This is a genomic window from Lentzea sp. NPDC058436 (assembly GCF_042721515.1).
GTDB lineage: Bacteria > Actinomycetota > Actinomycetes > Mycobacteriales > Pseudonocardiaceae > Lentzea.
Map to the genome: position 1 here is coordinate 451,228 of NZ_JBHXLF010000002.1, position 17,432 is coordinate 468,659.

15 protein-coding genes are annotated in these 17,432 nt (G+C 70.3%); 7 read left to right on the forward strand and 8 right to left on the reverse strand.

Going from position 1 to position 17,432, the window contains the following annotated elements; all coding sequences use genetic code 11:
* The first annotated feature begins 33 nt into the window (after positions 1 to 33).
* Entirely contained in the window at positions 34 to 717 is a 684-nt protein-coding gene (locus tag ACFWN2_RS09610) for a GntR family transcriptional regulator (protein WP_382426215.1), read from the forward strand.
* On the opposite strand, the gene ACFWN2_RS09615 is transcribed toward ACFWN2_RS09610, so the two are convergent.
* The 5 genes from ACFWN2_RS09615 to ACFWN2_RS09635 all read right to left on the reverse strand — a co-directional run bounded on the left by ACFWN2_RS09615 (position 659) and on the right by ACFWN2_RS09635 (position 4,075).
* Positions 659 to 1,183 (reverse strand): hypothetical protein, encoded by a 525-nt coding sequence (locus tag ACFWN2_RS09615; protein ID WP_382426217.1) that lies wholly within the window; start codon positions 1,181 to 1,183, stop codon positions 659 to 661. The genes ACFWN2_RS09610 and ACFWN2_RS09615 overlap by 59 nt on opposite strands.
* 2 nt (positions 1,184 to 1,185) lie before the next feature.
* Entirely contained in the window at positions 1,186 to 1,791 is a 606-nt protein-coding gene (locus ACFWN2_RS09620; RefSeq protein ID WP_382426218.1) for a DNA-binding response regulator, read from the reverse strand.
* Positions 1,788 to 2,849 carry a sensor histidine kinase gene (locus tag ACFWN2_RS09625; protein WP_382426219.1) on the reverse strand — a complete coding sequence of 354 codons (1,062 nt, stop codon included), beginning with the start codon at positions 2,847 to 2,849 and terminating at the stop codon, positions 1,788 to 1,790. Before ACFWN2_RS09625 ends, ACFWN2_RS09620 begins: the two co-directional genes overlap by 4 nt.
* Before the next feature lie 10 nt (positions 2,850 to 2,859).
* Positions 2,860 to 3,600, reverse strand: coding sequence for a hypothetical protein (locus tag ACFWN2_RS09630; RefSeq protein ID WP_382426220.1), 741 nt, complete (start codon positions 3,598 to 3,600; stop codon positions 2,860 to 2,862).
* Positions 3,601 to 3,679: 79 nt separating this feature from the next.
* Positions 3,680 to 4,075 carry an ATP-binding protein gene (locus ACFWN2_RS09635; RefSeq protein WP_382426222.1) on the reverse strand — a complete coding sequence of 132 codons (396 nt, stop codon included), beginning with the start codon at positions 4,073 to 4,075 and terminating at the stop codon, positions 3,680 to 3,682.
* A 93-nt stretch (positions 4,076 to 4,168) separates the two neighbouring features.
* On the opposite strand from ACFWN2_RS09635, the gene ACFWN2_RS09640 reads away from it, so the two are divergent.
* The 3 genes from ACFWN2_RS09640 (at position 4,169) to ACFWN2_RS09650 (ending at position 8,460) form a co-directional block, all read left to right on the forward strand.
* The gene (locus ACFWN2_RS09640; protein ID WP_382426223.1) at positions 4,169 to 5,464 is read left to right on the forward strand and encodes a hemolysin family protein; all 1,296 of its coding nucleotides are present in this window, start codon (positions 4,169 to 4,171) and stop codon (positions 5,462 to 5,464) included.
* 78 nt (positions 5,465 to 5,542) lie between these two features.
* The gene (locus tag ACFWN2_RS09645) at positions 5,543 to 6,481 is read left to right on the forward strand and encodes an RNA polymerase sigma factor RpoD/SigA (protein ID WP_382426224.1); all 939 of its coding nucleotides are present in this window, start codon (positions 5,543 to 5,545) and stop codon (positions 6,479 to 6,481) included.
* Positions 6,482 to 6,642: 161 nt separating this feature from the next.
* Positions 6,643 to 8,460 carry a S8 family serine peptidase gene (locus ACFWN2_RS09650; protein WP_382426225.1) on the forward strand — a complete coding sequence of 606 codons (1,818 nt, stop codon included), beginning with the start codon at positions 6,643 to 6,645 and terminating at the stop codon, positions 8,458 to 8,460.
* On the opposite strand, the gene ACFWN2_RS09655 is transcribed toward ACFWN2_RS09650, so the two are convergent.
* Positions 8,457 to 9,290 (reverse strand): phosphotransferase, encoded by an 834-nt coding sequence (locus ACFWN2_RS09655; protein WP_382426227.1) that lies wholly within the window; start codon positions 9,288 to 9,290, stop codon positions 8,457 to 8,459. The two genes, ACFWN2_RS09650 and ACFWN2_RS09655, sit on opposite strands and share 4 nt — an antisense overlap.
* A gap of 40 nt (positions 9,291 to 9,330) precedes the next feature.
* On the opposite strand from ACFWN2_RS09655, the gene ACFWN2_RS09660 reads away from it, so the two are divergent.
* Complete coding sequence (locus ACFWN2_RS09660; protein WP_382426229.1) at positions 9,331 to 12,090, forward strand: AAA domain-containing protein; 2,760 nt, start codon at positions 9,331 to 9,333, stop codon at positions 12,088 to 12,090.
* A gap of 91 nt (positions 12,091 to 12,181) precedes the next feature.
* Here the strand turns inward: ACFWN2_RS09660 and ACFWN2_RS09665 are convergent, their stop codons facing one another.
* Both ACFWN2_RS09665 and ACFWN2_RS09670 read right to left on the reverse strand, forming a co-directional pair.
* Positions 12,182 to 13,672: an alpha/beta hydrolase gene (locus ACFWN2_RS09665; protein WP_382426231.1), complete on the reverse strand. Its 1,491-nt coding sequence runs from the start codon at positions 13,670 to 13,672 to the stop codon at positions 12,182 to 12,184.
* A 37-nt stretch (positions 13,673 to 13,709) separates the two neighbouring features.
* On the reverse strand, positions 13,710 to 15,197 hold the full coding sequence (locus ACFWN2_RS09670) for an alpha/beta hydrolase (protein ID WP_382426233.1): 1,488 nt from the start codon (positions 15,195 to 15,197) through the stop codon (positions 13,710 to 13,712).
* 423 nt (positions 15,198 to 15,620) lie between these two features.
* Here ACFWN2_RS09670 and ACFWN2_RS09675 point away from each other — a divergent pair, with 423 nt between their 5' ends.
* The gene (locus ACFWN2_RS09675; RefSeq protein ID WP_382427423.1) at positions 15,621 to 16,604 is read left to right on the forward strand and encodes a ribose-phosphate diphosphokinase; all 984 of its coding nucleotides are present in this window, start codon (positions 15,621 to 15,623) and stop codon (positions 16,602 to 16,604) included.
* Positions 16,605 to 16,643: 39 nt separating this feature from the next.
* Positions 16,644 to 17,360, forward strand: coding sequence for a DUF427 domain-containing protein (locus tag ACFWN2_RS09680; RefSeq protein ID WP_382426235.1), 717 nt, complete (start codon positions 16,644 to 16,646; stop codon positions 17,358 to 17,360).
* The last annotated feature ends 72 nt before the right edge of the window (positions 17,361 to 17,432 follow it).

The following is a 17,432-nucleotide window of genomic DNA, read 5'->3' on the forward strand; positions in this document are numbered from 1 at the left end:
TGCGACAAGATGTTGGTTGTTAACATTGCTCACATGACGGTGGGGCCGGCACGGCGGCGCGGGTTGGGCAGCGAGGTCGCGGACATGGTCCGCGAGGCGATCTTCGACGGTCGCTACCCGCCGGGCAGCGCGTTGCGCGAGGTGGAGTTGGCCGAGGCGCTTGAGGTCTCACGGGGGCCGGTTCGGGACGCGTTGCGGTCGCTGGCTGGGGAAGGCCTGGTCAACGCGGAGTGGCATCGCGGGACGACTGTGGCGGTGTTGTCGTTGCAGGACGTCGCCGAGTTGGACAGCCTGCGCGGTGCTTTGGAGGTGCTCGCCGTTCAGCGCGTCGTGGCGACGGGTGCGTCGCTGGACCGGATCGCGGCGGCCGCGGAGGAGATGGAACGTGCCAGGACGCCGCACGAGATGGTGCGGTGCGACATCGCCTTCCACGACGCCGTGTACGCCGCGGCCGGGCACTCGCGGCTGGTCCAGGCCTGGGAGGCGATCCGGTCGCAGGTGCAGCTGTTCCTGATCACGCGCGTGCAGGTGAGCACGGACGGGTACCTGGAGCAGATCCGCGAGGAGCACCGGGACCTGGTGGCGGCGTTGCGGCTGGGGAACGTGGAGGGGGCGCTGAAGTTGTTCGCGGTGCACCGCGCGCACGCGTTCGACCTACTTACGTCCGGCCGATCACCACACGAGTCCGCGGACCCATCACAGCACTCAACGCCGTGACGAACGCCGGGGCCGGCACCGGCCAGTTGTGGAACACCACGGCCAGCTCGCCGACGTGGCAAGCCCAGACCCCGACCAGGTCACCGGCCGAAGTGGACAGTCCACAGGCGCACCGCACCGACGGCTCGACGCCTGTGCACAACCAGGGCTCGATCAGGTCGAGGTGGTCCGGGACGGCCGAACCGCACCCAGGGCACGCGGGCGGTTCGTAGTTGCCGCCGGCGTGGTGCACGCGCCGCTCCACCACCACGTCCACGCCGGTGTTGGGGCCGGCAACGGCCGAAGAGCAGACCGAGGAACTCCCAGGCCCCGCCTGGAACTCGCTCGGCGCCATCAAGGGGTCCCACGAATCGTTGGCGGCGATCACACCGCGCTCCAGCAGCCACGCGGTCACGACGGGAGCGCGACGAGAAGCCTCCGCGGCGGTCAGCGACACCTCGACCAGCCGGACGGAGTGCTCGCTCACGGTCAGAGCCAGCCGTGCTCGTGCGCCAGCGAGAACGCCTCCGCGCGGCTCCCCACCCCGAGCTTGGCCACCGCGGCCGACAGGTGGTTGCGCACGGTCCCCGCGGACAACGACGTGCGCGAGGCGATCTCGGCGACCGGGGTGCCGAACTCGCTGAGCCGCAACACCTCCAGCTCGCGTTGCGTCAGCGGGCACGGGGGAGCGGCCAGTGCGTCGGCTGCCAGGGCCGGGTCGACCCAGCGGGAACCGGCGTGCACGCGGCGGATCACGTCGGCCAGCGTGCCGCCGGGTGATCCCTTGGGCAGGAAGCCCTTCGCGCCCGCGTGCAGGGCCTGTTGCAGGTGCGGTGGGCGGCCGCGGCCGGTCAGGATCACCACGGCGCACGACGGCAGCACGCGGGCCAGTTCGACAGTCACCTCCAGGCCGTCCAGCGATGGCATCTGCAGGTCCACCACGGCCACGTCCGGGCGGTGCGCCCGCGCGGCCTCCACGGCGGCCCGGCCGTCTCCCGCGCGGGCCACCACCTCCAGATCCGGCTCGAGGTCGAGCAGCGCCGCGAGCGCGTCGCGGATCAGCTCCTCGTCGTCGGCCAGCAGCACCCTGATCACGCGGGCACCACGACCTGCAGCGTGAACACGTCGCCGGACTTCTCCACGGACACCTGACCGCCCACGGCCGCGAGCCGTTCGCGCAGGCCACGCAGCCCGTTGCCCTCGGTGGAGGGCTTCTCGGCGCCGTCGTTCGTGACGGTCATCCGCACCTCCTCCCCGGCGACAGCGACGTCGATCATGCACCACGTCGCGTGGCTGTGCCGCAGCACGTTGGTGCACGCCTCGCGCAACGCCAACGCCAGCTGCGTGGCGCGCTCACCGTCCACCGGCACGGAAGACACGCTGCAACGGATGCCGGCCTCCTGCAGAACGTTCCGCACGGCCTCAAGCTGCTCGGGCAGGCTCACGGCGCGATAGCCGTGCACGGCGTCACGCACCTCCTCCAACGCCGACGACGCCAGCCGTTGGGCCTCGAACGCCTCCGCGGCCGACCTCTCCGGGTCCGAGGAGGCCAGGCGGCCGGCCAGTTCGGACTTCAGGGCGATCACGGTCAGCCGGTGGCCCAGCAGGTCGTGCACGTCACGGGCGAACCGCAGCCGTTCCTCGCTCACCGCCAGCTCGGACTGCGCCTCACGCCCGGCACGCGCCTGCGCGAGCAGGCCCGCGAACCACATCGGCAGCCCCGCCATCGCGATGATCGTCAGCCCGACCAGGGACGCGATCATCTGGTAGCCCGTGTAGTAGTGGTCGACGAACTGCCCGACGACCCCCGCCACCACCACGGCGCCGATGGCGGCCAGCCACCTCCACGGCCCGCTGAGCAGCAACGGTGCGAACCCCGCCGCCGCACCACCGATCCACGCCCACGTGAAGAGCTCGTCCGGCCCGGCCGGCGCCACCAGCGGCATCGACAGCAGGATCGCGCCGCCGAGCACCCACACCGGCCCGCCCCGCAACGTCACCGCGAACGCCACGGCCAGCACCAGCAGGCCCAGCACCCCGAACCAGCGCATCGCGGACGGCTCGCGCAGCACCGACACCAGCGGCACGACGAGCGAGCCCACCCACAGCACGTGGAGTGTGCCGCGCAGGGCGGTGTGCGGAAGGTCGTTCATCGCCATCAGCCTAGAACCACGCGATCAGGATCGTGGCCGCGATGACCAGGTCGAACACGCCGCAGAACTCCGACCACCAACGCGGCACGACGGCGTCGCGCACGTGGTGCACCAGGTCCCACACGGCGTGCGCGCCCCATCCCAGCGCGATCAGCACGACGCCCGCCGACGCCGACACCATGATCACGGCCACGGCGAGCGCGGCGTACAGGCTGAACACGACGAGTTGCACCCGTGGCGCCCGTCGTCCGCAGAACAGGTACACGGCCTGACACACCAGCAAGGTCCACACGGGAGGCACGACGTGTGCCTGCCAGAAGTCGAACGTGATCGCCAGCGCGATCACGGCAGGCCAGCGGTCACCCAGCGCCCTGACCACCGGATTCGTGCTGGGCACCCCGTGCTCGTGCCGGAACAGGACCAGCACGACGGCCATCGCGGGCAGCATCAGCAGATGCCCGCCCATCATGACCTCGTCGGCGCCCAGCCACCCGAGCCAGTGCGGCACCAGCAGCACGAGGTACGGCACGGCCATCGCCGCGCACATCTCGAAGATCCGCCCATGTCCGCGATAGCGCATCCACAACGCCATCGGCACGGACATCGACACCGCCATCCACAGGGCGGCGAGCTCGACGCGCTCAGGCGTCCACAGGTGCCCCAGCAGGGCCATCCCGACCAGCATCGCCACGAGCATCTCGGCTCCGTGGCGCACCAGCGGCCGAACCGCCGGCGAAACCGTTGTCGTCATGCTTCGAGGATCGAACGGCCCCGCCGCAAGACCCATCCGTGCGGTGTCACGAGTCGTCTGTGCGAAACGCACGGACGACCTATGCGTTCACCTCGGCCCAGATGGTCTTCCCGCCGATGAACTCGCGCGTGCCCCAGCACCGGGAGAGCCGTGAGATGAGCAACAGCCCGCGCCCCCGCGAGGCCCCGAGCCGCGACTGACCGAGTTGTGGCAGTTCGGCCGGTGTGTGGTCGTCGACCTCCACCCGGACGAAGTCGGTATGTCGCTGCACCCGGACGGCGCGTGGCCCTTCGGCGTGCTCGTACGCGTTGCTGGCGAGCTCCGTGCACACGAGGAGGACGTCGAGCCTGACGTCCTCGGACATGTCCCTCAACAGGGCCCCGACCCACTCGCGCATCGCGGCGAGGTCGACGTCGTCCTCCGGCAGGGTGTGCAAGGTCCTCGCGGAGGTGCTCAGCACCTCAGGGGTGTCCATTTCCATCCCACCTCAAGTTCGGCTGAGGCCCTCCTGGCTGCTCAAGACGGCCGTCAGGGTGCGAATTACCACTGCGCGTGCTACCTCAAACGTGTGGATGGTTATGGCTTCAACCTCGCGCTGGTCGCGGTGCTGGTGTTGCTCAACGCGGCGTTCGCGGGCAGCGAGATGGCTTTCGTGTCCCTTCGAGAGGGACAACTGCGCTCGCTGGAGCGGGAGGGGCACCGCCGGCTGGTCCGGCTGGCCCGTGATCCGAACAGGTACTTCGCGACGATCCAGATCGGCATCACGCTGTCCGGCTTCCTCGCCTCGGCGACGGCGGCGGTCTCGCTCGCCGCGCCGATCGTGCCGCTGCTGAGCTTCCTCGGAGGCGCCGCGAACGGCGTGGCGATCGCGCTCGTGACCGTGGTGCTGACGTTCGTCACGCTGGTCTTCGGCGAACTGGCGCCCAAACGGCTCGCGATGCAGTACGCGGTGCGCTGGTCGAAGATCGTCGCCCGCACGCTCGACCTGCTGTCGACGATCTCGCGCCCGGCGGTGTGGCTTCTCAGCAAGTCGACCGACGTCGTGGTGCGGGTCTTCGGCGGCGACCCGAACGCCGACGACGAGCAGATGTCGGCGGAGGAACTGCGTGATCTCGTTGAGGTGCAACAACATCTCAACCAGGAACAGCGCACGATCATGACCGGTGCGCTGGAGATCCACGAACGGCGGCTGCGCGAGGTCCTGGTGCCACGCCGGCAGGTGACGATCCTCGAATCAGGTTTGGACACCGCCACCGCACGGGAAATCCTGGCGAGGTCGGGACATTCGAGGGCCCCGGTGACCAAGGACGGTCACCTGGACGACGTGGTCGGCGTGGTGCACCTGCGCGACCTGCTCGACGACGACGTGGCCGTGGCGGACGTGGCACGCGCCCCGATGGTGCTGCCGGACTCCGTGCGCGTCACCGACGCGTTGCGGCGCATGAAGGCCGAGCACGAGCAGATCGCCCTCGTCGTGGACGAGCACGGCGCGGTCGACGGGATCGTGACGCTGGAGGACCTGCTGGAGGAGATCGTCGGTGAGATCTACGACGAGACCGACTCCGACGTGGTGGCGGTCAGGACCGAACCGGACGGTTCGATGGAGCTGCTCGGCACGTTCCCGGTCCACGACCTGGTCGACGTCGGCGTCGAACTGAGGGACGCGCCGCAGGGTCCGTACTCGACGGTCGCCGGTCTGGTGCTGTTGCTGCTGGGCCGCATCCCGGAGGAACCGGGTGACGTGGTGCACGTCTCCGGGTGGTCGATCGAGGTGCTGCGGGTCGAACACCACGCGATCACGCAGGTGCGGCTGCGGCGCGAGCACACGGGTGAGGCTGAGGTCACAGGCGAAACCGCGGAATGACCAAGGCCTCTTGACCGTTACACACAAGTGCAGCCACTTCCGGCTGTCACTCCTGCCAACGGACAAGGGGGATTTGTCATGCCCGCAGATCTGAAGAACCGCGCGTCCGGACAGCAGGACGGGGACTCGGTCGGCCAGTACCTGCGCGACGTCGGGCGCACGCCGCTGCTCACCGCGTCCGAGGAGGTCGACCTGTCACGGCGCATCGAGGCCGGTGTCTACGCCGCGCACCTGCTGGAGACCGGTGAGACGAAGCACGATCGCCGCATGCTCCGCAGGCTCGTCGCGGACGGCGAGCGCGCCAAGGACCACATGATCCGCGCGAACCTGCGCCTGGTCGTGTCGGTCGCGAAGAAGCACTCGTTCCGCGGCCTGCCGTTCGGCGACGTGGTCCAGGAGGGCAACCTCGGCCTGATCCGCGCGGTCGAGAAGTTCGACTACGCCAAGGGCTACAAGTTCTCCACGTACGCGATGTGGTGGATCCGCCAGGCGATCGAACGCGGCCTGGCCGAGCAGACCCGCACCGTGCGCCTGCCGGTGCACGTGGTCGAAGAGGTCAACAAGCTCAAGAAGATCGGCCAGAAGCTGTCGGCGGCGCTCGGTCGCGAGGCGACGGTCGAGGAGATCGCCGCCGAGGCCAAGTGCTCGCCGCAACGCGTGCAGGACCTGCGTGACGCGGCCCGCACGTGCGTGTCGCTGGAGACGCCGGTCGGCGACGAGGGCGACTCGGTGCTGGGCGACCTGATCCAGGACACCGACGGCGTGTCGGCGCCGGATCTCGTGGAGCAGCAGGAGTTCACCGAGGGCGTGCGCTCCCTGCTGGACGTCCTGCCCGAGCGGCAGGGCCGGATCATGCGCCTGCGCTACGGACTGGAGGACGGGCGTGCCCGCACCCTGCAGGAGGTCGCGGAGGAGCTCGGCCTGACCCGCGAGCGGATCCGCCAGCTCGAGAAGCAGTCGCTCGCCCAGCTCAAGCAGTCGGGCGACCGGGACGACCTTTTCGCGCTCGCCGGCTGAGACCGTACGAAAGTCGCTTGTCCAACCTGTTGTCGCAACTAAAGACTCATCACGTCCGATAACGGACTAACGCTGTTTCGCAACCGCGTGTGACCACAGCTCGTGGGCCGTCGAGGGCCGGCCCGTGGTCGCACGCGGTTCCCTGCGAATGAGGAGCAGTGATGAGACAACGCACCCTGCGCACGCTCGGGGTGGCGGCAGTCGCCGTCGCCGGAACCGTGCTCGCGCTCCCACAGGCTGTCGCCGCACAGCCCGAGGGCCCGATCGTCGCGGAGAACGCGCCCAACGCCGTCCAGGACAGCTACATCGTCGTCCTGAGGGACAACGGCATGGCGCGTTCGGAGGTCGGTGGCCGCACCGACGACCTGGCCGCGCGCTACGGAGGCAGGAAGGGCTTCACCTACAAGGCCGCGTTCAAGGGCTTCTCGGCCACGCTGTCGAAGCAGCAGGCCAAGCGCCTCGCCGCCGACCCGGCCGTGGCCTACGTGGAGCAGGACCGCACCGTGCAGGTCCTGACCGACCAGCTCAACCCGCCGTCGTGGGGTCTCGACCGCGTCGACCAGGCGAGCCTGCCGCTGGACAGCAAGTACAGCTACAGCACGGGCGCCGCGAACGTGACGGCGTACGTGATCGACACCGGAATCAACTACGACCACGCCGACTTCGGCGGCCGTGCGTCGTTCGGCTTCGACGCGTTCACCGACGGCCGCAACGGCAAGGACTGCCAGGGCCACGGCACGCACGTCTCCGGCACCGTCGGCGGCGCGACCTACGGCGTGGCGAAGAACGTCAAGCTGAAGGCCGTCCGCGTGCTCAACTGCTCCGGTGGCGGCTCCGTCGCGACCGAGGCGGCGGGCGTCGACTGGGTCACCGCGAACGCCGTCCTGCCGGCCGTCGCGAACATGAGCCTCTACACCGGTGTGGCGAACGAGCCGAGCCGCGTGCTCGACGACGCCGTGCGCGCGTCGATCCGCGGTGGCGTCACGTACGTCGTGGCGGCGGGCAACTTCAACGACGACAGCTGCAAGTACTCGCCGCAGCGCGTCACCGAGACGATCAACGTCATGGCGTCGGCCCGCACCGACGCGCGTGCGTCGTTCTCGTCCTACGGCACGTGCAGCGACCTGTTCGCGCCCGGCGAGAACATCATCTCCGCCTCGTACAGCAACAACACCGGCTCGGCCACGATGAGCGGCACGTCGATGGCGTCCCCGCACGTCGCGGGCGCGGCGGCGCTGTACCTCGCGGACAACCCCGCCAAGACCCCGGCCGAGGTGCACGCGGCGATCCTCGCCCAGGCCACCCCCGGCAAGATCACCAACCCCGGCTCGGGCTCGGCGAACCTGTTGCTGCGCACCAACACCGGCGGCGTTCCGGGCGTCTCGGTCACCAACCCGGGCAACCAGAGCACCGCGCTGAACGGCACGGCGAACCTGCAGCTGTCCGCGTCCGGCGGCACCTCGCCGTACACGTGGTCCGCGACCGGTCTGCCGACCGGCCTGTCGATCGGTTCCTCGAACGGTCTCGTCACCGGCACGGCGACCACCGCCGGCACGTACAACGTGACCGTCACGGCCACCGCGTCCGCGGGCGGTTCGGGCAGCACGTCGTTCACGTGGACGGTCGGCTCGGCCACCTGCGCCCCGCAGACCAACGGCACGGACGTCGCGATCCGCGACAACGCGACCGTGACGTCGACCGTCGCGTTCAGCGGCTGCACCGGCAACGCCTCGGCGAGCAGCACGGTCGAGGTGCACATCAAGCACACCTACAAGGGTGACCTCGTGGTCGACCTGGTCGCGCCGGACGGCTCCGTCTACAACCTGCACAACCGCACCGGTGGCAGCGCCGACAACATCGACCAGACCTACACGGTCAACCTGTCGTCGGAGACCCGCAACGGCACCTGGACGCTCCGGGTCCGTGACGCGGCCACCGCCGACGTCGGCACCATCGACACCTGGACGCTGTCGCTCTAAAGGCTCTTCAGCGTCTTGGTGAAGTAGTGCAACGTGAGCTCCGCGTCCCGCGACCGTTCGTGCGGGGCGCGGAGCTTCTCGGTGAAGTCGGCGATGTCGGCGATCGCCCAGCGCAGCTCGTAGAACGGGCTGTCGTCGTCGACCAGCCAGTGGTCGCGCTCCGGCGGGGCCAGTCCGACCGTGTCCCAGTCGACCAGGCACAGGCCGTGCGGGCTGACGATCACGTTGCCCGCGTGGGGTTCTCCGTGCGTGACGACCTGTTCGTCCGGCAACCGCTCCGCGAGCCGGTCCAGTTCGGTGAGCCGGTCGCGGACGACATCGGTGTGCGCCATGAACAGCTCGCGCGCCTCGGCCGAGCACCACTCGCCGGGGTCGTCGAGCACGGTCTCCAGCTCGGTCCTGCCCGGCACGCCGATCGGTGCGACAGGGCAGTCCGCCGGCGGTTCGCAGCCGTGCAGCGCGGCCAGCAGCTCGCTCACGCCGGGGTGGACCGGATCGCCGAACGAGCCTGATCTCCCGGTGACGTGGGGGAAGACGCTCAACGCGTACCGGTCGTTGAGCAGGACCACGACGTCGCCGTCCTCCGAACGCACCGGGGCGACGACGAACGGCAGTTGCTCGGCCAGAGCCGCCGCGGTCTCCATCGCGCGCCGCAGGTCCGCGAGCGGTTTGGTGGTGAGGTCGGAGACCGACGTGAACCACCGGTCGTAGACGGTCCAGTGGTGGTCGCCGAAGCCGACGGGGGCGTGGACCGGTGGCCCGGTGATGCCGTACCGGGCGAGTCCGGCTCGCAGGTCGTGATCGGGCAGTCCAGCCGGAAGGTCTTCCACGGTCCACGAAGCTACCGCCTCGAATGGCACGATGTCCCGCGTGAACGTTTCGGCTGTGTTGCGCACCCTCGCCCGGTTGAGTGCCGCCGAGCAGCCGCAGAAGCTCCAGCTCGACCTCACCAAGGCGGCCGGTCTGCTGTGGCAGGGCGAGCACGAGCCGTCCTGGCGGGCGATCACGCTGGTGCAGGAGGGTCCGCAGTGGACGCCGGTCTGGTGGTCGGCGCTGAAGCAGGCCCGCTCCGAGGTCGAGCACCTGGCCGCGTACGACGCGCTGCACCAGGAGGACAGGCTGTTGCGGCTGGGCTGGGCGTTCCTCGTCGGGCCCGCCCAGATCGGTGGCCAGCGCCGCCGGGTCTGCCTCCCGCTGGTGTCGCGGCCCGTCCGGCTGCACCACTCCAGCGGCCTGAACTACGCCTACCACGTCGCCGGTGACGCGTCCGTGTTCCCGTTGATCGACGACTGGGCGAAGACCGCCGAACGGGAGGCCGCGCTCGCCCCGACCGCGGAGTGGATCACCGAGACGCTCCGCCTGGCCGGGTTCGAGGACGTGCCGATCGTGCGCGAGGACCCGAAGAGGCTGATCTCCGGCAACGAACTGGTCGTCGCGATGGGCGCGGGCCTGCACGCGGGCGAGCCGGTCGTGAAGACCGAGCAGGGGACGGCCCTGTTCGACTGGTCGGTCAAGAAGGGCGTCGACGGTTCGGCGTTCGCGGCGTTGTACGGGGCTGTCGCCGAGCCGGATCAGCACGACGAGCCGATCAGTTCGGCGTTGCCGTTGAGCCACAGCCAGATGCGCGCTGTCGAGCACGCCCGCCGTGCGCGGATCACGGTCGTGGGCGGCCCTCCGGGTGCGGGCAAGACGCACACTCTCGCGGCGTTGGCCCTCGACGCGGTGGCGGCGGGCAAGTCCGTGCTTCTGGCGAGCCGCACCCGCAACGCCGCCGACGTGCTCGGCGGTGCGTTGCGCAAGGCCGGGGGACCGGTTCCGGTGCTGTTCGGCGATTCCGAGCTGCGGCAGGAGATGGCGCGCGAACTCAGCGACGGGCTGACCGCCACGAGCAACCCCGACCAGCTGAAGGAGCTCGACCGCGTTCGGCGTGCCGCCGCGGCGGCGGTGCAGCGCGTGGAACGCACGGCCGGTGGCTCGCTCTCCGACGAACAGCTGGCCGCCGAGGCGCGCAAGCACCAGGCGTTGATGCCGGCACACCGTTCCGTGGCGCCGAAAGCGTTCGAGGCCAGCGTGGATCTGGTTGTGCTGCGCGGACTTCTCACTCCCCGGACGGGATTCCTCAATGGACTGCGGACCTCGTGGGCGCTGAGAAAGGCGCGTGGCCTCGCCGGTGCGGACGACGTGTCCGTCGAGGACCTGGGCGCCGCGGTCGACGCGGCCTCGCAGACCGCGGCCGCCGTCCGGATCGGCACGAGCGGCGGCACCACGTTCGGTGAGCTGAGGCCGTTGCTGATCGAGCAGGACGTCGCGAGCCGCACGGCGACGGCCGCGTGGCTGCGCGAGTACTCGGTCAGCCGTCGAGGAACGGGCGCGCGCCGGGCCGTGGCGGCTTTGGCGAAGGCGTTGCGGTCGGGGCGGGCGGCGCGGCGGCGCGGACTGGCCGAGATCGACAGCGCGGACCTGGTGGCGGCACTGCCGGTGTGGGTCGGCACGCTGTCCGACGTCGAGGACATCCTGCCGCCCGTCGCGGGCATGTTCGACCTGGTGATCATCGACGAGGCGAGCCACGTCGACCAGCCGCTCGCCGCGCCCGCGTTGCTGCGCGGCCGGTCCGCGGTGATCGGCGGCGACCCCCGGCAGCTGCGGCACGTGTCGTTCGTGAGCGACCAGGCGGTGCAGGACGCCGTGGACGCGGAAGGGACCGCGGAGCTGCGCGACCGGCTGGACGTGCCGAAGGTGAGCCTGTTCGACGCGGGCGCGGCCACGGCGGGCGTGCACTGGCTCGACGAGCACCACCGCTGCGCGCCGCACCTGATCGGGTTCGCGGCGGAACGGTTCTACGACGGCAAGATCGCGCTGCTCACCACGCACCCGTCGATCGCGGACGTCGACTGCATCGACACCGAACGGGTCGACGGCGAGCGCACCCCGAAGGGCGTCAACCAGGCCGAGGTCGACGCCGTGCTCGCGCACGTCCGCAAACGGGTCGCCGCGGGCGTGCGGTCGATCGGCGTCGTGACCCCGTTCCGCGCGCAGGCCGACGCTTTGGAGGCGGCGCTGCTCGAAGAGCTGACGCTGGACGAGATCACCACCGGTGGCGTGCGCGTCGGCACCGTGCACGGCGTGCAGGGCAGCGAGTTCGACGAGGTGGTGATCAGCCTCGCCGCGGACGCGAAGCCGGGCGGGTGGCGGTTCGTGAACGACCGCAACCTGCTCGCCGTGCTGACCACTCGCGCGCGCAGGCAGGTGCACGTCATCACGTCGTCGCCCGAACCGCCCGGCCTGATCGGCGAGTACCTGCGGCACGCGGACGTGGCGCCGGAGGAGACGGCCGGTGCCGAGCCCGAGGACACCTGGACCGCGAGCCTGGCAGCGGAGTTGCGGGCCGCCGGGCTGACCGTGCGGACGGGGTATCCGGTGGGGCAGTGGCGGGTCGACCTCGTGGTGGGGGAGAAGGAGTCCGCCGTCGCGGTGGAGGTGCGCCCGCACCCGGAAGGGGCACGGGCGCACCTCGCCCGCTGGCGTGCGCTCACGCATGCCGGGTGGAGGGTGCACGACGCGTTCGGGAGCCGGTTCGGGGACGACCCGGCGCGTGCGGCGGTGGAACTGGCGCAGGAACTCAGGAACTGACGAGACGGACCGTCTCGTCTCGTTCTGGTTGAGGGGCCTGGGGGCTAACGAGACGGACCGTCTCGTCTCGTTAGCCCCAGACCTGACCTGGCTACCTCCGTGCCGGCTTGAACAGCGGCTCCGCCGACGCCACCGACGGCAGGAACGGGTTCGGGTTCGCCGGGCACACCGTCCCGACCGGCGGCAGCGTGCCGTTGAGCAGGTACGCGTTCGTGTGGGCGGTGGCGCACTGGCTCACGCCGTAAGCCGTGTGCCCCCAACCCGCGTAAGCCAGCAACCGGCTCCCCGCCAGCTGGCGGTTCGCGGCCTGCGCGCCCCGGAAGTCCGTGACGCCGTCGAAGTGGTTGCCCACCACCAGAACCGGCGCGGACGTGCGGGTGCGCCACGGTCCGGTGTAGCGGTCGGGGTTGGTCGGCCAGTTCGCGCACGCCGCGTTGCCCCACCACCAGGCAGGGCCGAACTCCGAACCCGCGGCGGCGTAGCGGGAGATCGACCGGTAGGAGTTGAAGTCGCGCGGGAACTCGATGTCCGCGCACACGTTGCCGTTGTAGGCGTCGAAACCGTTGGGGTAGTCCGGTTCCGCCTTGGCGGACAGCGTGCCGGCGGCCGCGTCGGACAGCTGGTCGAAGAGCTCGGCGGCGTCCGGCCAGTCGCTCGGCGAGTACATCGCGCCGATCGCCGCGTTGATCACGGCGTCGTAGGTGAAGGTCTGGTCGCCGAGCTGGATCGGCTTGGCGCGCACCGACTTCAGCAACGCGTCCCAGCGCTTCTCCGACCGCGGCCCGAAGACGCAGTTCGCCTCGTCGCAGGTGCGGAGGAACTCGCGGAACTCCTCCTTGGTCGCGATCCTGTCCGACTTGATCTGCCAGCCGCTGGACCACAGCTCGGGGTCGAGCACGCCGTCGATGACGAGAGCGCGGATGTTGTCCGGGAACAGGTTCGCGTAGGTCGTGCCGAGGAACGAGCCGTACGAGAAGCCGAGGTAGCTGATCTTGCGGTCACCGACGGCGCGGCGCAGCAGGTCCATGTCCCGCGCGACGTCGGCGGTGCTCATGTGCTGTGCGATCTTCTGGTCGTCGCGGCACTCCGGGCCGAGCGAGCGGTAGCGGTCGTAGAACGGCCGTTCCTGCGAGGCCTGGTACGGGAAGCCGGGGATGCCCTCGAAGAACCCGTCGAGCTCGGCCTCGCTGGCGAAGCAGTGCAGCGGGTCGGACTTCCCGATGCCGCGCGGGTCGAACCCGACGATGTCGAAGCGGCCCTGCAGGTTCGCCGACAGGGTGTTGCCCGCGCCCAGGGCGAAGTCCACGCCCGAGCCGCCGGGGCCGCCGGGGTTGAGGAACAGCGACCCGATCCGGCGCGCCTTGTCCGTCGCGGGCTTGCGGGCCAGCGCGACGGTGGTCGTGGCGCCGCGCGGGGCGTCGTAGTCGAGCGGCACCTTCACGGAGGCGCACTCGAAGCCGGGGTGTTCGGCGCCGCACACCGCCCAGTCGATCCTCGGAACGGCGGGACCACCCGACGCCTGCACCGCGGGTGTGCCGGTGATCATGAGCGCGGCCGCAGCGGCCAGCACGGTGATACGCATCGACAAGCTCCCCCTCCTGTCCGCAGAGGCGCTCTTCCTACCTGCTCGCGACGGGCCCCGTCGACCGCCGAAAGTCGCGATCGGCCAACTGGGACGCGGTGTCGAGGAACGGGTTCGGGTTCGCCGGGCACACCGTCCCGGCCGCCGGCAACGTGCCGTCGAGGAGGTACGCGTGGATGGCTTCGATCGCGCACTGGCTGCGCCGGTACGCGATGTGCCCCCAGCCCGCGTAGGCGAGCAGGCGGCTGTTCGGCAGTTGGCGTGCCACGGCCTGCGCGCCGCGGAAGTCCGTGGAGCCGTCGAAGTGGTTGCCCACCACCAGGACCGGCGCGGACGTGCGGGCCCGCCACGGCCCGGTGTAGCGGTCGGGGTTCACCGGCCAGTCCGCGCACGCGCTGGTGCTCCACCACCAGTACGGGCCGAACTCGGAACCCGCCGCGGCGTAGTGGGAGATCGCCCGGTACGCGCCGAACGTGCGCGGGAACTCGGTGTCCGCGCACATCGTGCCCAGGTTCGCGTCGAAGAAGTTGTCGTAGGCGGGAGCCGACCGGACCGACAGTCCCGCCGAGGCGTCCGACAGCCGGTCGAGCACGGTCGCGATGTCGATCCACCTCTCCGAGGCGAACCCGGCGAGCAACGCGTGCTGGACGACCATGTCGTACGTCCACACCTCGCTGCCCAGCGCGATGGGTTCGGCCCGCACCGAGGCGAGCAACGCCTGCCACCGCTGCCCCGAGTGCGGGCCGAAGGGACACGCCGCCTCGTCGCACAGCCGGAAGAACTCGTCGAGCACCTCGGCGGTGGCGACGCGGTCCGAGGAGATCTGCCGCCCGCTCGACCAGAGCTCGGGGTCCAGCACGCCGTCGATCGCGAGCGCGCGGACGTTGCCGGGGAACATGTTCGCGTACGTCGTGCCGATGTAGGAGCCGTAGGACGTGCCGAAGTAGGTGATCCTGCGATCGCCGAGGGCGCGGCGCAGCAGGTCCAGGTCGCGCACGACGTCGGCGGTGCTCATGTGCCGGGCGATCGGCTGGTCGCACCGGGCCGCGAGCGAGCGGTAGCGGTCGAAGAACGGCCGTTCCTGCGCCGGTTCGTACGGGAAGATCGGCCCCGCGGCGAGGAACGCGGCCTGCTCCTGCGGGGTGGCGAAGCACCGCAGCGGGTTCGAGCGGCCGATGCCGCGCGGGTCGAAGCCGACGACGTCGAACCGGCCCTGGACACCGGCGGACATCTTCTCGCCCCACGCCCAGACGGCGTCGATCCCCGACGCGCCGGGCCCGCCGGGGTTGAACAGCAACGACCCGATCCGCCCCGCCCGGTCGGTGGCGGGTCTGCGGGTCAGCGCCACGTCGATCTTCCGGCCGCGCGGGTCGTCGTGGTCGAGCGGCACGGTGAAGGTGGCGCACTCGAAACCGGGACGTGCGGGCGCGCACGCGGCCCAGGCGATCGGCGGTGCCGAGGCGTGGGCTGTCGGCGTGAGCGGGACCACGAGCGCCAGCACGGCGCCGAACACGGGCAGACGCATGCCGTGTTCCTAGCCGCGGTCAGTCCGGGCGTCGATGCTTTTGGCGAACTCCGAGGCTGTCGGCGATCTGGTCGTGGATGGGCGTGCCCATCACGACGGGGCTCGTCGGCGGTACCTGGGTCGTTGTGCCAGGTGTGTCCTGGTTTTCCGGCATGCGAGGAGCGTAGGGATGGTCATTGACCCCTCAAGCACGCTGATCAAGAAATCACTCCGGCTCTACCCCAAGAGGTGAATCCGGTTCCCCCGATCTATACCCAGCGTGCGGGCACACACCTGCTATTGGACCCCCTGTGGGTGCCCCCGATCGAGTTAACTCGGATTGCTCAGCAACGTGGAATCTCATCGGCCGGACGCGCGGTTTGCGCGATCTCGCGACCGTGCTGAACGATCGGGCCCGAGGCCGGACGAGTGTGGAGCGTGACGATGGTCAGCGGCAAGCAGGGCATCGCCAAGCGGCAGCTCATCCTGCTCACCGGCAGGGCGCACCCGGAGCTCGCGGAGACCGTGGCCGCGGAGCTCGGCGTGGCCATCACCCCGCAGGCCGCCTACGACTTCGCGAACGGCGAGATCTTCGTGCGGTTCGAGGAGTCGGTGCGCGGCGCGGACGCGTTCGTCCTGCAGAGCCACAGCGCGCCCGTGAACGACCGGCTGGTGGAGCAGCTGCTCATGGTCGACGCCCTGAAGCGCGCCTCGGCCAAGCGCATCACCGCCGTCGTGCCCTCGTACCCCTACGCGCGCCAGGACCGCAAGTACGCCGGCCGTGAACCGGTCTCCGCCCGCCTGGTCGCGGACATGTTCAAGACCGCCGGGGCCGACCGGATCGTCACGGTCGACCTGCACACCGCGCAGGCCCAGGGCTTCTTCGACGGCCCTGTCGACCACCTGCACGCGATGTGGCTGCTCTGCGACCACGTCGGGGCCCGCTACCGGGACGAGGACCTCACGATCGTCTCCCCGGACGCCGGACGCACCCGGCTCGCCGAGAAGTGGGCCGACCTGCTCGGCGGCTGCCCCATCGCGTTCATCCACAAGACGCGCGACCCGTTGCGCCCCAACGAGGTCATGGCCAACCGGGTCGTCGGCGACGTCGAGGGCCGCACCTGCGTCGTGGTGGACGACATGATCGACACGGCGATGACGAGCACCACGGCCGCGCGTCAGCTGCTGGAGCAGGGCGCGAAGGACGTCGTCCTGGTGGCCACGCACGGCGTGTTGTCCGGCGACGCCCACGACCGGCTGATCGCTAGCAAGGCGCGCGAGGTGATCCTCACCGACACCCTGCCGATCCCGCACGAGAAGCGGTTCCCCGGCATGACGGTGCTGGGCATCGCGCCGTTGCTGGCGCGGGCGATCCAGGAGGTCTTCGAGGACGGTTCGGTGACGAGCCTCTTCGACGGGAACGCGTAGCCGGGAAGCTCGTTCGCCCGTCCCGTGTTGGTATGGGGCATGGGCGACTTGCGAGTGGAGATCTCGGCGAAGAGGGTCCGTGCGTACTTCGGGGGCGAGCTGGTCGCGGACACGACCGCGCCGCGCCTGGTCTGGGAGGTCCCGTACTACCCGGCCTACTACCTGCCGCTGTCCTCGGTGCGCGTCGAGCTGAAGCCGACGGGCGAGACGAAGGACGGCGGCCTGGTCCACGACGTCGTCACGCGTGGCGGCACGGCCGGGGGCGCGGCGCTGACCTATCCGGACTCCCCGGACCTGCGGGATCTCGTGCGGTTCGAGTTCGGCGCCATGGACGAGTGGCTGGAGGAGGACGAGCCGATCTACGTCCACCCGCGCGACCCGTACAAGCGGGTCGACGTCCTGAACAGCTCACGGCACGTGCGGATCGCCCTGGACGGCGTGACGCTCGCGGCCTCGACACAGCCGCGGATCCTGTTCGAGACGAGCCTTCCACCGCGGTTCTACCTCCCCTTGAGCGACGTTCGATTCGATCTCCTGAGGTCCTCGGACACGCAGACGCGGTGCCCGTACAAGGGGACCGCCGACTACTGGTCGGTGGAGGTGGGCGGTGTGGTGCACGAGGACGTCGTGTGGATCTACCGGTCGCCGCTGCCCGAGAGCCAGAAAGTCGCCGGCATGGCCTGCTTCTACAGTGAGAAGGTCGACCTCTTCCTCGACGGAGAGCTCCAGGAGAAGCCGAAGACCCCCTGGTCGTAGCGGTCGGGAACGAGTCCTAGTTCACACACTGCAAACTTGCAGTGCGTGCAAAAAAGTTCGTACGCTGGTGCC

Coding starts and splice junctions, on each gene's coding strand:
- ACFWN2_RS09670 (WP_382426233.1), bottom strand. CDS start 15,197: ATGCGTCTGCCCGTGTTCGGCGCCGTGCTGGCGCTCGTGGTCCCGCTC.
- ACFWN2_RS09665 (WP_382426231.1), bottom strand. CDS start 13,672: ATGCGTATCACCGTGCTGGCCGCTGCGGCCGCGCTCATGATCACCGGC.
- ACFWN2_RS09675 (WP_382427423.1), top strand. CDS start 15,621: ATGGTCAGCGGCAAGCAGGGCATCGCCAAGCGGCAGCTCATCCTGCTC.
- ACFWN2_RS09650 (WP_382426225.1), top strand. CDS start 6,643: ATGAGACAACGCACCCTGCGCACGCTCGGGGTGGCGGCAGTCGCCGTC.
- ACFWN2_RS09625 (WP_382426219.1), bottom strand. CDS start 2,849: ATGAACGACCTTCCGCACACCGCCCTGCGCGGCACACTCCACGTGCTG.
- ACFWN2_RS09635 (WP_382426222.1), bottom strand. CDS start 4,075: ATGGACACCCCTGAGGTGCTGAGCACCTCCGCGAGGACCTTGCACACC.
- ACFWN2_RS09630 (WP_382426220.1), bottom strand. CDS start 3,600: ATGACGACAACGGTTTCGCCGGCGGTTCGGCCGCTGGTGCGCCACGGA.
- ACFWN2_RS09645 (WP_382426224.1), top strand. CDS start 5,543: ATGCCCGCAGATCTGAAGAACCGCGCGTCCGGACAGCAGGACGGGGAC.
- ACFWN2_RS09680 (WP_382426235.1), top strand. CDS start 16,644: ATGGGCGACTTGCGAGTGGAGATCTCGGCGAAGAGGGTCCGTGCGTAC.
- ACFWN2_RS09610 (WP_382426215.1), top strand. CDS start 34: ATGACGGTGGGGCCGGCACGGCGGCGCGGGTTGGGCAGCGAGGTCGCG.